Annotated in this window: 15 protein-coding genes; 4 read left to right on the top strand and 11 right to left on the bottom strand. The window is 48.5% G+C overall.

Annotated features, from left to right (window positions below; translation table 11 throughout):
- Positions 1 to 53: 53 nt before the first annotated feature.
- The 9 genes from CBP31_RS12620 to CBP31_RS12580 all read right to left on the bottom strand — a co-directional run bounded on the left by CBP31_RS12620 (position 54) and on the right by CBP31_RS12580 (position 8,917).
- Complete coding sequence (locus tag CBP31_RS12620; protein WP_265414974.1) at positions 54 to 1,103, bottom strand: flagellar basal body P-ring protein FlgI; 1,050 nt, start codon at positions 1,101 to 1,103, stop codon at positions 54 to 56.
- Between the two features lie 680 nt (positions 1,104 to 1,783).
- A complete protein-coding gene (gene flgH, locus CBP31_RS12615) occupies positions 1,784 to 2,473 on the bottom strand; it encodes a flagellar basal body L-ring protein FlgH (protein ID WP_169712998.1) in 690 nt (229 codons plus the stop codon).
- Positions 2,474 to 2,496: 23 nt separating this feature from the next.
- Positions 2,497 to 3,285: a flagellar basal-body rod protein FlgG gene (gene flgG / locus CBP31_RS12610; protein WP_087037821.1), complete on the bottom strand. Its 789-nt coding sequence runs from the start codon at positions 3,283 to 3,285 to the stop codon at positions 2,497 to 2,499.
- A gap of 11 nt (positions 3,286 to 3,296) precedes the next feature.
- Positions 3,297 to 4,040: a flagellar basal-body rod protein FlgF gene (gene flgF, locus CBP31_RS12605; protein WP_087037819.1), complete on the bottom strand. Its 744-nt coding sequence runs from the start codon at positions 4,038 to 4,040 to the stop codon at positions 3,297 to 3,299.
- A 660-nt stretch (positions 4,041 to 4,700) separates the two neighbouring features.
- Entirely contained in the window at positions 4,701 to 5,993 is a 1,293-nt protein-coding gene (flgE, locus tag CBP31_RS12600) for a flagellar hook protein FlgE (protein ID WP_087037817.1), read from the bottom strand.
- Positions 5,994 to 6,004: 11 nt separating this feature from the next.
- Positions 6,005 to 6,703 carry a flagellar hook assembly protein FlgD gene (locus CBP31_RS12595; protein ID WP_087037815.1) on the bottom strand — a complete coding sequence of 233 codons (699 nt, stop codon included), beginning with the start codon at positions 6,701 to 6,703 and terminating at the stop codon, positions 6,005 to 6,007.
- 6 nt (positions 6,704 to 6,709) lie between these two features.
- Positions 6,710 to 7,129, bottom strand: coding sequence for a flagellar basal body rod protein FlgC (gene flgC / locus CBP31_RS12590; protein WP_087037813.1), 420 nt, complete (start codon positions 7,127 to 7,129; stop codon positions 6,710 to 6,712).
- The gene (gene flgB / locus CBP31_RS12585; protein ID WP_087037810.1) at positions 7,126 to 7,527 is read right to left on the bottom strand and encodes a flagellar basal body rod protein FlgB; all 402 of its coding nucleotides are present in this window, start codon (positions 7,525 to 7,527) and stop codon (positions 7,126 to 7,128) included. Before flgB ends, flgC begins: the two co-directional genes overlap by 4 nt.
- Positions 7,528 to 7,963: 436 nt before the next feature.
- Positions 7,964 to 8,917 (bottom strand): IS110 family RNA-guided transposase, encoded by a 954-nt coding sequence (locus CBP31_RS12580; RefSeq protein WP_087037806.1) that lies wholly within the window; start codon positions 8,915 to 8,917, stop codon positions 7,964 to 7,966.
- Positions 8,918 to 9,783: 866 nt separating this feature from the next.
- Between CBP31_RS12580 and speFL the strand changes: the two genes are divergently transcribed.
- A complete protein-coding gene (speFL, locus tag CBP31_RS15965) occupies positions 9,784 to 9,915 on the top strand; it encodes a leader peptide SpeFL (RefSeq protein ID WP_151898808.1) in 132 nt (43 codons plus the stop codon).
- A gap of 75 nt (positions 9,916 to 9,990) precedes the next feature.
- Here speFL and CBP31_RS12575 read toward each other — a convergent pair whose 3' ends face one another.
- Both CBP31_RS12575 and CBP31_RS12570 read right to left on the bottom strand, forming a co-directional pair.
- Positions 9,991 to 10,812, bottom strand: coding sequence for a CheR family methyltransferase (locus CBP31_RS12575; protein WP_087037804.1), 822 nt, complete (start codon positions 10,810 to 10,812; stop codon positions 9,991 to 9,993).
- Positions 10,813 to 10,831: 19 nt separating this feature from the next.
- Positions 10,832 to 11,746 (bottom strand): chemotaxis protein CheV, encoded by a 915-nt coding sequence (locus CBP31_RS12570; RefSeq protein ID WP_087037802.1) that lies wholly within the window; start codon positions 11,744 to 11,746, stop codon positions 10,832 to 10,834.
- Between the two features lie 209 nt (positions 11,747 to 11,955).
- Between CBP31_RS12570 and flgA the strand changes: the two genes are divergently transcribed.
- The 3 genes from flgA to flgN all read left to right on the top strand — a co-directional run bounded on the left by flgA (position 11,956) and on the right by flgN (position 13,531).
- Positions 11,956 to 12,711 carry a flagellar basal body P-ring formation chaperone FlgA gene (gene flgA / locus CBP31_RS12565; protein ID WP_227875031.1) on the top strand — a complete coding sequence of 252 codons (756 nt, stop codon included), beginning with the start codon at positions 11,956 to 11,958 and terminating at the stop codon, positions 12,709 to 12,711.
- A gap of 84 nt (positions 12,712 to 12,795) precedes the next feature.
- Entirely contained in the window at positions 12,796 to 13,116 is a 321-nt protein-coding gene (flgM, locus tag CBP31_RS12560) for a flagellar biosynthesis anti-sigma factor FlgM (protein ID WP_087037799.1), read from the top strand.
- Between the two features lies 1 nt (position 13,117).
- On the top strand, positions 13,118 to 13,531 hold the full coding sequence (flgN, locus tag CBP31_RS12555; protein WP_087037797.1) for a flagellar protein FlgN: 414 nt from the start codon (positions 13,118 to 13,120) through the stop codon (positions 13,529 to 13,531).
- Positions 13,532 to 13,731 lie beyond the last annotated feature (200 nt).

Here is a 13,731-nt window from a genome sequence, read left to right as displayed (position 1 = left end):
CACACCGCACTTTGCCTAGCTAGGCGCTTGATGCTGGGCGCCGGGCGCTGCTTTTAAATAATCACCAGTTCGCCTTGGATGGCGCCGGCTTGGCGTAGGGCTTCTAAGATGGCCACCAAGTCTCCGGGGGCCACGCCTACTTGATTCACGGCGCGTACTAAGTCGTCGAGTGTGGTGCCGGTGTCGAGCTTAAACATGCGTGAGTCTTGTTGTTGAACATTAACAGTACTGTTCGGCACGACTACGGTTTCGCCGCCGGCCAGTGCATTCGGTTGCGACACATCAGGGTTTTCAGCAATCATAATGGTTAAGCCGCCGTGGGTAATAGCGGCGGGTTTAAGCCGCACATTTTGGCCAATCACTATGGTGCCGGTGCGCGAGTTAACAATGATTTTGGCGGACTCGTCGGCCACGTCTATCACCAAGTTTTCTAGCGTCGACAAATAACTGACGCGTTCACTTGGGTCGCGCGGGGCATAAACCTGCACCGAGGTAGCATCTAATGCTTGTGCATTATTAGGGCCCACCAAGTCGTTAATGGTCTCGGCCATGCGCTTAGCGGTGGTGAAATCTGAACGATGTAAGTTAAAGGTAATGGTATCACCACGGCCAAAAGAGCTTTCCACTTCCCGCTCTACCATGGCACCTGCAGGAATACGGCCCACGGTCGGAATGTTAATCATGATGGACGAACCATCGGCGCCCTCAGCACCCAAGCCGCCGACTATTAAGCTGCCTTGCGCCAGCGCATATACGCGCCCGTCCACGCCTTTTAAGAAGGTTTGCAGCAAGGTGCCGCCACGCAGGCTTTTGGCCTCACCAATCGCCGATACAGTAATGTCGATGGTTTGGCCGGGCTTGGCGAAGGCGGGCAGCTCGGCGTGCACCGCTACCGGTGCTACGTCATTCATTTTAGGGCGCATATTTTCTGGCACTGTAATGCCAAAGTTATTGAGCATGGTTCTAAAGGTTTGCGCGGCAAAGGCGTTGTTACGCTCGCCTGTACCGGGCAAGCCCACCACCAAGCCATAACCCACCAATTGGTTGGCTCGCACGCCGGCCACCGAGCTAATATCTTTAATACGCGCCGCCTGCACAGGCATTACCGCCCCCGCTAATAAGGTTAAGCTCAGTAATAATCCGGTGAGCTGCTTCATGTATTTCTCCTGACGTTCAGTGAGGGGTGAATGGTGAGGCGTGAGGTGTTTTACCCCTTACGCCTCTCTCCTCACCGTCAAATTTCTAAAACCAAGTTCAAATCGTGGCGAATACTTTTTACCTACCACAGAGCCAACCACCAAATATCTAAAACGAGATCCTGACGTGCGTCAGGAAGACGGCTAAAACAAAATATAACCTGTAGCCGGCCGTCTCTTTACCTAAGAGACGGCCACCTACAAATGACAATACCTACAAAAATCACCGTACCCCGTAGCCGCCACTTGTTTTTATACAGAGAGTTTCGGCGGGCCAGCGCAGCTGGCTTTAAATATCTAAAACCAAAACCCAAACTAAACCGTGGCGAAGTTCTCTTTACCTAAGAGACGGCCACCTACAAGTGACAATACCTACAAAAATCACCGTACCCCGTAGCCGCCAATTTATTCGGCGGGCCAGCGCAGCTGGCTGTTTAAATCAAAACCGTGGCGAATAAATTGCCACCTACAACAGGGCCAGTTACCAAACACCTAAAACGAGATCCTGACGTGCGTCAGGATGACGGCTATTTAGCTTGGCATTTTCTTTAACCCTTTACCCTTCACGCCTTACACCTCACGCGCTGTTAAAAAGGCATCCATGGGCTGTTGAAGAAGGTGGATAGCCAGCCGCGGGTTTGGGTGTTGGCAAAGTCGCCGGTGCCGCCGTAGTAAATGCGGGCGTTAGCTACGCGGTTAGACTCTACGCGGTTGTCGGCGCCAATGTCTTGGGGGCGGATCATGCCGCTAATGCGCACGTATTCTTCGCCGGTATTGAGCATGAGCCACTTTTCGCCCTGCACCATTAAATTACCGTTGGCTAACACTTGAGACACGCTCACGGTAATGCTGCCTTGTAAGCTGTTGCTTTGGTTAGTGTTAGCTTGGCCGTCAAACTCATTGCCGCTCGACATAGACGCACTGAGCGGATAACCGCCAACCGAAATCGGTGAGCCACCAATATTAGGCGCGGCAATATTAACGCTTGAGTCTTTCGCTTGCTGAGTGGTGGCGCGCTTTTGCGCACGAGTCGACTCGGCTAATTCCACGGTAATAATATCGCCAACGCGGTGCGCTTTAATGTCGGAATACAGGCTGTTGGCGTAGTTATCCTGAAAAATCGAGCCGTTAGGCTCTAATTGCTGTTCGCTCAAGCTAGGAATAACAGGCGCAAATTCCGGATCGTCGGGTTTAGGGGTATAAGGCGTACTGGCACAGCCTACTAAACTTAAGCCCCCTATCACCACCACACTTATGGCCATCATTAGTTTGCGCATCTACTCTACCTGCTTTAATTCAATTACAGCTGCTGATTAACGTAAGCCATCATTTCATCGACCGACGAGATAACCTTGGAGTTCATCTCATACACCCGCTGAGCTTGGATCAAGTTCACCAACTCTTCAGTCACGTTTACGTTAGAGGTTTCTAACATGCCTTGCTTAATGGTGCCGTAACCGTCAGCACCGGCAATACCTTGCATAGCAGCGCCACTAGACTGAGTCTCTAAATACAAGTTTTCGCCTTTAGGCTGTAAGCCTGCGGGGTTGGCAAAGTCGGTAATAATAAACTGACCGATAATTTGCGACTCAGCTTGGCCGGCGATTTGTACCGACACTTCACCATTGGTACCTACGCTAATGCTTTGTGCGTTATCGGGGATCTGCATTTCCGGCTGCAATGGGTAACCATTACCCGGCGTCACAATTACGCCCTCTTCGTTCAAGGCAAATTGACCATTACGGGTATAGCCAGTGGTGCCATCGGGCAGTAGCACTTCAAAAAAACCGCGGCCGTCAATCATCACATCCAACGCGTTATCTGTGGTTTGCACGCTGCCTTGAGTAAAGGTTTTTTGGGTGGCTACCACCTTACTACCGGCACCTAACATTAGGCCGGAGGGCAAGTTGGTGTCTGCCGTAGCACGGCCACCGGGCTGGTGCACATTTTGATAGAGCAAGTCTTCAAAAATCGCGCGGCCTTTTTTAAAGCCAATGGTGCTGGCGTTCGCCAAGTTATTGGAGGTGACCGAGATATTGGTCTGCTGAGCGTCTAAGCCGGTTTTACTAATCCATAATGCAGGGTTCATTACTCTCTCCTTTAGATGCGCAGCAGCTGAGCATGGGCTTTATCGTTTTCTTCTGCGTGACTCATCATTTTTAATTGGGTCTCAAAGCGGCGCTGCAGATCGATCAAATGGGTCATTTCGGCTACCGGATTCACGTTACTGCCCTCCAGTGCGCCAGCAATCAGTTGTACTTGCGCTGAGGCGGCTTCAGCTTGGCCGTCTTTACGACGAAACAGGCCATCTTGGCCTTTTTCCAGATCCGCATTGTTGGGCAGTACGGTTTTAATACGCTGCAGCTCAGCACCGCCGTTAGCGGGCTCGCCTTCTAAGCGGGCGAAGATGGTGCCGTCTTTGTTAATTTCCATTTTTTCTAACGGCAGCGGTAAAAAGATCGGCCCGCCGTTATCGTCTAATACGTTTAAGCCATTACTGGTTTGCAAGCGGCCATCTGGCGTAACTTGCAAGCTACCAAAGCGGGTATAGGCTTCACCGCCATCTTTAGATTCTACCGCCAGCCAGCCGTCACCGGCTACGGCAACGTCAAGATCTCGACCGGTGGTTTGTATGGGTCCGGTGGCAAAGTTTTGCCCCGGCCGCTCCGTCATGGCAAACACGCGGGTGGGCATGCCCTCGCCAAAGGCTTGCATGGCGCGCGCTTGCTCCATGTCGGCTTTAAAGCCGGTGGTATTAGCGTTGGCGAGGTTATTAGAGCGTACGGCCACGCTGTGCATGTTTTCTTTGGCGCCAGACATGGCGATATAAAGCAATTTGTCCATTTCAGCTCCGCCGGCGCTTGCCGAATAAGTACTGATTAATGCTGATAAGCCGCAGAGTCTCTGCCACTGACCGCTAATTAACTAAACTATTGATTAAATACAATGCAAGATTAGTGCCACAACACAGCGCCCGGCGCCAAGCACCAAGCGCCTAGCTAAAGATAAACACCGCTTTTGGTTGGCTCTTCTAACTATGCAGTTTTGCCGGGCGCGCCTCGGTATCTACCCTACTGCCGTCATACCGTGCTCGCCACGGTATCTCGCTCTTAGTACTAAAACCCAAAAGCGAGATCCTGATGGTCATCAGGATGACGGCATAAAAAAGGCCAGAACCCCATCCCTTGGTCCTTGCGAGGAGTGTAACGACGCGGCAATCCATGGTTGGAACCCTGTGCAGGTGTGCAGAATGGATTGCCGCGCTGCGCTCGCAAAGACGGCATAAAGGCGCAACACACCAGTTTCTTGGCTGTCATACCGTGCTCGCCACGGTATCTCGCACTTAGTACTAAAGCCAAAGCGAGACCCTGATTTTCATCAGGAAGACGGCATAAACACCGAACCCCACAAACAAAAACACCGCCTTTTTCGGCGGTGTTTTTTAGGTTGGCGCTTGATTTGGGCTACCCCTCACTCTTTACGCTTCACCCCTCACGGTATGAATTAGCGTATCTGCAGCACGGTTTGCATTAGTGTGCTGTTTACTTCTAATGCGCGTGAGTTAGCCTGAAAATTACGCTGGGCGGTAATTAAATCAACCAATTCAGTCGTTAGGTTAGTATTTGATTGCTCTAGTTTAGAAGCATCAATTTTACCCAAGGTTCCGGTATTTGGCTGCCCTACTACCGCTTCGCCAGATAATAACGACTGCCGCCACTGAGTATCGCCTATTTGCGTTAGACCTTGATCGTTAGGGAAACGCGCCAGCGCAATAATACCTAACTTTTCATTGGTGCCATTGCTGTAGGTCGCGACCACGTTGCCGTCTGGCCCTACATCTACTTTCGTTAAGCGGCCCACAGTTGCGCCATCTTGTGATAAACGACTAACTTCAAACGGAGAAGCAAACTGGGTAATGCTATCAAAACCAATAGTAATCTGTTGTGTTTGATCAGAGCCATTATTAAAAGCTAAAGCATCAGACATAATTTCTGTTGGCTTTGGAGTCTGGATCAAACCATTTTCATCAAAAGTAATATTTAATGTTCGTGCGACTAAAGGAGATGCGGGATCTAGTGGGTCAGAAAGCTCTGTTCCTAAAGCATCTTCACCATCGACATAAGCAAACATCTTCCACTCATTACTGGTTGAGTTCACATCTTTAACAAAATATTTAGTCAAAGTGTGCGGTTCACCTAATGAGTCATAAATAGTCACTGACGTCGATGAGCTATAGGTTTCATTTTTAGCTGGATCAAAATTGTCAGGATCAAGTGCAGCAGCTTTTGACGGCAGATTCATTTCGCCACGAGTCGCTTCAGTTTTTTTAGGTATCCCTGCACGCTCAGGTATTTGCAATGGCTTACTGGCATTCAAAGACAGTGAGATGGGTGTTCCGTCTTCGTTAACATCAAATTTTTGTAAATAGCTACCTTGAGAGTTAACCACAAATCCTTGATCATTCAGCCTAAAAGCACCCGCTCTAGTAAAAGTTCTGTCTAGTGAACCGGTTTCATTAGACATCACAAAAAAACCATTACCGTTAATCGCCATATCTAGCGCATTGTTAGTGGTTAAACGGCTACCTTGATGAAACTGCTGTGCTACCGCTGCCGTTTGCACACCGTTACCCACTTGCGTTTTAGAGTTGGCGAAAATGGAATTGGAATAAACATCAGCAAACTCAGCGCGTGATTCTTTAAAGCCAATGGTATTTACGTTGGCGATGTTGTTAGCTGTAACATCAAGATCTTTCTGGGCCGCATTTACACCGCTCAGGGCAATATTAAAAGACATTATTGTTCTCCTTACGCCGGTTTACGGCCAGAAATTTCCAGTACCTGACTTAAAGGTAAGCCCCCAAGCCCAGAAAGATTTACTAAGGTGGGATTTTCTCCACTGCCCAGCGTAACGCTGTTAACGCGCGCAAACATTAAGGCATTTAAATCTTCTCGCTGATCGCCCATTAAGGCATTAACTTTAAACTTATACTTGCCCACCGGCGCCGGCTCACCTTGCTCATTTAAACCATCCCAACTAAAAGGTACGTTGCCACGCTGAGGGCCGTCTAAGGTAATTTCTCTAATGAGTTGACCTTTTTCATCTTCTACCCGCACTTTAATATTTTGTGCGCCCTCGCCTGCAGCAATAACACCATTTACAGTGTCAGTTTGATCCCAGTGTGCGAGATCAGTCGGCAGCAAAACATCTTGCCCTACTAAGCTGGAAGCCTGTAATGCCTGATTAGAAGTCATGACCTCATTCAAACCCATAAGCTGTGCGCTCATTTGGTTAATGCCTTCAGAGGTAGCAAAAGACGTCATTTGTGACACCATTTGTGCGTTATCTGCCGGTTTAAATGGATCTTGATAAGCAAGCTGTTGAGTCAGCAAAGAGAAAAAGTCTTCTTGTTCTAACTTAGCGTTATTATTTTGTTCTGCTTTATCGGCGGGGCTTTGCTCGCCGGGCCATTTTAGGCCGGTTAAATAGTCTTGGTTAACTTGCATCAGTTATTACCCCTTACCGAGGCGCAGCGTTTGCTGCAACATTTGCTTGGCGGCGTCTGCTACCTGCACGTTAGTTTGGTAGTTACGAGAAGCACTTAGCATGTCGGTCATTTCTTCAACTACGTTGACGTTGGGCTTATAGATAAAGCCTTCTGCGTCTGCCATGGGGTGATCTGGGTGAAATTCTTTGAGTAACGGCTTGTCGGTTTCGACTATGCCCATCACTTTAACGCCGACGCTTTCTTGACGATCAGACAGGGCCTGGTTGAGATCGGCGGCAAATACCGGTTTGCGCGCGCGGTAAGTTTCACCCACGCTGGAGCTTACGCTGTCTGCGTTCGCCAAGTTACTGGCGGTGGTATTAAGGCGCACCGACTGCGCGCTCATGGCGCTGCCGGAAATATCAAATACCTTAAATAGGCTCACATTGATTCTCCTTTAATGGCTTTTAACAGGCCGCTTATTTTGCCGTTTAAAAACTCGAGCGAGGCTTGATACTGCAAGGCGTTTTCCATGTAGTTATTACGCTCGGTTTGTACATCGACCGTGTTGCCATCGCCGGTGTCTGGCTGGTTAGGCACGCGAAACTGCACCATGCCGGGCGGCGCTATCTCAACGGCGAAGTGCTGTTGATTAGTACGACTCAGCGAAAAGCCTTGGTTATTTTGTGCCTGATTCAGCGCCGCCTGAAAATCCATGTCTTTGGCTTTATAACCAGGCGTATCTGCGTTGGCCAAGTTACTGGCCAGCACTTCAGCGCGACTTGAGCGGGCCGTTAGGGCGTGTTGATGTATACCAAAGGCTTTATCGAATGAAATTGCCACCCTGCACCTCTTGTCTTACGTTACGTTGTTGCCAGTAGGCGGCAAACTCTTGCCACCCGCGGCTTAAATTATGTGTTGTTCTGGGTTATTAAGCAGTGTGCTTACCCTAGGTTCAACTTACACCTAGACTCTCACCTATATACAAGCAAGACTCATGCCAGCTATAGAGCAATGGTTAATGGTGAGTGGTGAGCTTAACTAAAACGATAATACCAGCTCTTGTAGAAGCCGCTTTAGCCGGCTGGTTTTTCGCAGAAAAACTCCCCATCTAAACCGAGATCCTGAATTTCATCAGGAAGACGGCATAAAAAAGGCCAGAGCCCTATCCCTTGGTCCTTGCGAGGAGTGCAACGACGCGGCAATCCATGGTTGGGACTCTTGTGCAGGCGTGCAGAATGGATTGCCGCGCTGCGCTCGCAATGAACTGTGCTTTTTTTCAAGCAAATTCTGGTGAATAGGCTGTTTTTTTAGTTGCCACTGCAAATGCTTGTCTAAGCAGTTTATGTGCGATGGCGATGCTAATGACTTTAGCTGGCTTGCCTAATGCTTGAAGTCGTTCATACAAAGCCACGCAGGATGGATTGCATTTTCTTGCTGTCCAGCTGCATAGATACAGCAGTTGACGTAGCCGGCCTTGCCCCATTTTGGCGATGCCACCTCGCCCTCTAACAGAGCTGCCAGATTCGTAAGTCGTGGGGCTTACGCCTACATAAGCGCTGAGCTGTTTAATACTAATAAACTTAGTAAATCCACCCGTAGATATAATCAACTGAGTCGCTGTTTTACTACCGATTGAGGGAATACTGTTGAGTAGCTTATACAACTCAGCAAAATGCTTTTTTACTTGTTTTTCCAAGTGCGCTTCGCACTCTGTAATGTCCTGTTTAAGTTGCTCTTTGCGCCTTAAAAACTGCCTGTCTACCATTGCACTTCTGACCACTAAGTAGCTCTGTGCATGCCCACGATTAGACAAGCGTGTCATGTCTTCAGTGAGGTCGTCTAGCCAGCCTTGAGCGACTTTCAGCTCTTGTATGTGGTGAGGCTCAGGCTTCCAGAGCATAAACTCCACGCTTTCGCCGTAGCTCAAAATCAAGCTTGCATCAGCGGTGTCTGTTTTAACGCGAGACAGCCTCATTTGCCCATAGCGCTTAATTACTAACGGGTTTATCACCGCCACGTTACGCTCGGTTTCAAAGAGCGTGACAGCTAAGCGAGCATGATAAACGCCCGTGGCTTCCATCACGTAAATTGCGTCTGCTGGCGTGGCCTTCATAAGCTGATTTATTCCACTAGCAGTGGAGTCAAAGCGCTGAGTTTTAATGCGGTCATTTTCTTTCCAGGCAATATCAAACCAGTCTTTGCTAACATCTATACCTACAACCACTTTCATTCTTGTTTCTCCTGTTGCACATACCGGTGCTTAAGCAGTTTCAGCAATCCTAAATACGAGGTCTTAGCCTCAATGAACTGTTCGAAATTTACTTAAACAAGAGAGGGCGGCTATCATTGCGAACAGTCTTCAAAGACTAAAGACAAATAAAGCCTCAGCCCCTCTCTTTTGGTTGTTGGATTATACGTCTATAACCAACAGGGAAAGCATAGGATGACAGCATAAAGGCGTAACACACCAGTTTCTTGGCTGTCATACCAAACTTGCTTCGGTATCTCGCTCTTATGTTTAAAACCAAAACCAAGATTCTGATGTGCATCAGGATGACGGCTAAAACAACACACCGCACTTTACCGTCATACCGAACTTGCTTCGGTATCTCGCTCTTATGTTTAAAACCAAAACCAAGATTCTGATGTGCATCAGGATGACGGCATTAGAACAAAGAGTTTCGCCGGCCAGCGCAGCTGGAGGGTTTAAAGACTTACGCCTAAGGCGTAATGCGAGAACAAGTGTTCGCCTGCAAAGACAATCTCTTGTAGCCCGCAACTTGTTCGCGGGGCCAGCGTAGCTGGATGGGTTTGAAATCCCGCTGAGACGGGACTGCCGAATACTCTTTATAGAAACAATGGCAGCCTACAAAAGATCAACAGCAAAACCGTGGCGAATAAATTGCCACCTACGAAAGACTGATACCTGTAGCCGGCCGTCTCTTTGGTAAAGAGGACTTCGCCGGCCCTGCGAAGCAGGATGGTTTTAAATCCCGCTGAGGCGGGACTGCCGAATACTCTTGATATAAATAATGGCAGCCTACAAAACCGACGCACTTTGCCGTCATACCGAACTTGCCTCGGTATCTCGCTCTTATGTTTAAAACAAAAACCGAGATCCTGATGTGCATCAGGAAGACGGCTAAAACAACACACCGCACTTTGCCGTCATACCGAACTTGCTTCGGTATCTCGCTCTTTGCTCTTAAAACTAAAGCGAGATCCTGACGTGCGTCAGGATGACGGCAGAAATGAAGGCGTGAGGCGTAAGACCCAATAAAAAAGGCCCTTGCGGGCCTTAAATTATTTGATGCGGTAGATGATGCCGGGGTTGCAGCGGATCATTTCAAACTTATCTGATAAGCCGGTGAGTGACTCAGAGGCGCCGAGTAGCAGATAGCCACCGGGATTTAACGATTGGGCAAATTGATTCAGGATCTTAGTTTTATTGGCCGGTGAAAAATAAATTAATACGTTGCGGCAAAAAATAATGTCAAATTTACCCAGCAAACTGTAGCTGTCTAGCAAGTTGAACGGTCGAAAGTTGACCATGCTTCTTACCTTCTGTTGCAGCTGCATCTTGCCTTCGGTTAACGGGGTAAAAAAGTGGCTCCGGCGCTCAGGGGATAAACCGCGCGCCAGCGATAAGCTGTCGTAAATGCCACTCTTGCATTGCTCCAACATGCTGGTAGAAATATCCGTGGCCACTATTTGTAGCCCCGGCAAACCGCCTGGTTTGCGAGCTTGATACTCTAATGCGGTCATGGCAATGGAGTACGGCTCTTGGCCCGAGGAGCTGGCCGCCGACCATACTTTTAATGTTTTGCCAGGCTTTGCCAACTCAGGAAACAGCTTTTCGGTAAGCAAGGTAAAGGGATAACTGTCACGAAACCATAAGGTTTCATTGGTGGTCATGGCATCGATCACCGCGGTTTTCAGCTCTCGCTCACGCAAGCTCATGGATTTTACAATTAGCTCATCTAACGACTCTATTTGAAAACGCGCCAGCAAAGGTGACAAGCGACTTTTAACCAAATACTGCTTGTTATCTCCCAGCACTATGCCGGTGCTAGTTTCTAGAAAATGACAAAAAGCGCGGTATTGTTCTTCGGTCAGATTTTTCATCTGTGTCCTTTACAGCAGTTTAGAGTGCAGCCTTCACGGCTGATGCCAGCTCGTCGGGATGGAATTTAGCGATAAAATTATCGGCGCCGACTTTTTCAATTAATGCTTTGTTAAATACGCCACTTAATGAGGTATGTAAAATAACATGCAGATCTTTGAGGGCTGGATTACTACGAATTTCAGACGTTAAGGTATAACCATCCATTTCTGGCATTTCTACGTCAGAAATAACCATAGACAGCTGTTCAAGAATCGGACCATTGGCGGCTAATTCACGCAGTTTATTGAGCGCCAGCTTGCCGTTTTCCACTACAATGCATTCAAGGCCCAGTGTTTCCATGGTTTTTTGAATTTGACGACGGGCAACCGAAGAATCATCGGCAATTAAAATCGGCTTTTGCTCGGCTGTCATTAAATGAGAAACCTCATCCACTAACTCTTGTTTCACGATTACGTTGCGCGGTGCAATCTCATCGAGAATTTTTTCGACATCCAATATTTCTACCAGCTCACCGTCAATTTCGGTAACGGCGGTCATATAATTAGAGCGACCCGTTCCTTTAGGCGGCGGTAAAATAGCTTCCCAGTTCATATTCACAATTCGGTCTACCGAGCCCACTAAAAAGCCCTGCACCGAACGATTATATTCAGAGATAATCACAAAGCTGTTCTCAGTCTGCTCAACCGGGCGACCGCCCATGGCTTTACTGATATCAATAATAGAGATGGTTTTACCGCGAATATTGGCCACGCCTTTGATCATGGCATTACGCTGCGGCAATACCGTCAGCTTAGGGCACTGCAACACCTCTTTGACCTTGAACACGTTAATGCCAAATCGTTGACGCCCGTTAAGCCTAAACAGTAATAATTCCAACCTGTTCTGACCCACCAGTTGTGTTCTTTGGTTTACCGAGTCGAGTACGCCCGCCATACAGTTTCTCCATTAAGGCCGTGGTATGCTTGTCCGTCCATGGCATGTTTTATGCATTATACGATAAGTATGCTTATAGGTAGTGCGTATTGATAGCGCTGATTTATGCGAACCGGGCGTTAGCTTAGCATCCGCTAATGGCCGACGCCAACAGCGCTCAGCAGCTACGTGATATGAGCCACTGCTTTTATATCGGCCAAGAGGAAAGAATGCTTAACAGAAATTTTTTACCCTTAAGCGCAGCCTTGCGCAGTTTGAGCAAATTATCAAGCTTGCCCGTCTTTATCCTATTCTTGCTCTCAGCCAATATGGGCCCACTACAGGCGCAAACGCTGGGGGCCAGTAATGTGCATGATGAAATTCGCCGCTACGCCGAAGACTATGTGCGAGATTTAGTACCTTTGCAGCCGGACGATAAACTAGAAGTGACTGCCGCCAGCATAGATACCCGCATAGCATTGACCGAATGCTTAGGCCAACTTACCGCCGACATACGCGGTGCCGGTGATGTGAAGCGCAATACGCACGTATTTTTGCAGTGTCATGAAACTCCCAGCTGGGAAATTTTTGTGCCGGTACGGGTAAAAGTGCTTAAGCCAGTAGTAACGGCCAGCGACCCGATAACACGTAATACCTTGCTGCAAGCGCAGCATTTGAGCGTGGATTATCAAGATGAAGTACTATTGCGCGGCGGGGTTTTTAGCAACCCGAGTGAGCTTATTGGCTCACGCAGCAAACGAGACTTGCGCGCCGGACAACCGATTTTAAGCAGTCAATTATGCGTGGTATGCAAGGGCGACAGAGTCAGTATTTTGGCGCAAACCGGCGGGCTCAGCTTAAAAACCGATGGTTTGGCCAAAGAAGATGGCTCTTTTAATGACACCATTCGCATCAGCAACGTTAACTCGGGCCGAGAAATTAGCGCACAAATTGTGGCCGCCGGTCAGGTGCAGGTTAAGTTGTAAATTCTGCTTTATAAATTCTGCTAAAGTTATTTGGCAACAAGCCGATACCCCTTGTACGCAGCAGCAGAACAGGACATTAACATCATGGCTATCGATAAATTACCCGTAGGGATCAGCACTAACACGCCGCTGACCAACAATAAATATAAGCAAAGCGTGGCCACAGATGCCGCGCCAAGCAACACGCCTAATACGGTGGCGCCTAAGCAAGACTCCGTCACGCTAACGCCGCAGGCACAGCGCTTGAGTCAGGTGCAGCACTCGCTGTCTAACACGCCGGCACCGGATAATAGCGCCCGCTTAGAGGCGCTGAAAAAAGCCATCAACGAAGGCAGCTACCAAGTTGACAGTGACCGACTGGCGGCCAATATTTCACGTTTTGAGCAAGACTTAGAAGGCCTCTAATATGTCGCTTGCTGCGCTGCTAGTTCAACAAAAATCCCAACTCGAGCTGTTATTAGACATTACCCAACAGGAGCTTGAGTTGATCGTGCATCGCAAAGCGCTGGAGCTGCCGCCATTAGCGGAGCAAAAACAGACTTTGCTGACGCAAATTCAAAGCACAGATGCCGAGCTTGCCAATCATCCGGAGCGCGAGCGCTTAAGCAGTGATTATCTGCCTCAAGTTAATAGCCTGCGCCAGTTAGTAGAGCAATGCCAAGAGCAAAGCCAAGTCGCCGAGCAATTACTCGAGCAATCGCTCAACGGTGTTCGCCAACTTGGTAATATTTTAAGCCGTCTGCACGAACGGCAAAGTATGACCTATGACCAAAAAGGTCACACCAAAGGCATCAACAAAGGTGTCGGATTTAAGGTTTAAACACCCGCTAGCGGGAATATTTAATTTTAAATGCTTAATGTTGAATGAAGCCAAACAAAAACACCGCTCCCATAAAGAGCGGTATTTTTGTTTGTGAGACCGTAAGAACAACCATAGCGCCTCACACGCAAAGGCGGTGTTTATGCCGTCATCCTGACGCACGTCAGGATCTCGGTGTGGTTTTAGTACCAAGTGCGAGA

The sequence above is a fragment of the Oceanisphaera profunda genome (assembly GCF_002157895.1).
GTDB lineage: Bacteria > Pseudomonadota > Gammaproteobacteria > Enterobacterales > Aeromonadaceae > Oceanimonas > Oceanimonas profunda.
This window is presented reverse-complemented; position numbering and strand designations above follow the sequence as displayed.

Coding starts and splice junctions, on each gene's coding strand:
- CBP31_RS12620 (WP_265414974.1), bottom strand. CDS start 1,103: ATGCCTGTGCAGGCGGCGCGTATTAAAGATATTAGCTCGGTGGCCGGC.
- flgH (WP_169712998.1), bottom strand. CDS start 2,473: ATGCGCAAACTAATGATGGCCATAAGTGTGGTGGTGATAGGGGGCTTA.
- flgG (WP_087037821.1), bottom strand. CDS start 3,285: ATGAACCCTGCATTATGGATTAGTAAAACCGGCTTAGACGCTCAGCAG.
- flgF (WP_087037819.1), bottom strand. CDS start 4,040: ATGGACAAATTGCTTTATATCGCCATGTCTGGCGCCAAAGAAAACATG.
- flgE (WP_087037817.1), bottom strand. CDS start 5,993: ATGTCTTTTAATATTGCCCTGAGCGGTGTAAATGCGGCCCAGAAAGAT.
- CBP31_RS12595 (WP_087037815.1), bottom strand. CDS start 6,703: ATGCAAGTTAACCAAGACTATTTAACCGGCCTAAAATGGCCCGGCGAG.
- CBP31_RS12580 (WP_087037806.1), bottom strand. CDS start 8,917: ATGAAAGTGGTTGTAGGTATAGATGTTAGCAAAGACTGGTTTGATATT.
- speFL (WP_151898808.1), top strand. CDS start 9,784: ATGTTTAAAACAAAAACCGAGATCCTGATGTGCATCAGGAAGACGGCT.
- CBP31_RS12575 (WP_087037804.1), bottom strand. CDS start 10,812: ATGAAAAATCTGACCGAAGAACAATACCGCGCTTTTTGTCATTTTCTA.
- CBP31_RS12570 (WP_087037802.1), bottom strand. CDS start 11,746: ATGGCGGGCGTACTCGACTCGGTAAACCAAAGAACACAACTGGTGGGT.
- flgA (WP_227875031.1), top strand. CDS start 11,956: ATGCTTAACAGAAATTTTTTACCCTTAAGCGCAGCCTTGCGCAGTTTG.
- flgM (WP_087037799.1), top strand. CDS start 12,796: ATGGCTATCGATAAATTACCCGTAGGGATCAGCACTAACACGCCGCTG.
- flgN (WP_087037797.1), top strand. CDS start 13,118: ATGTCGCTTGCTGCGCTGCTAGTTCAACAAAAATCCCAACTCGAGCTG.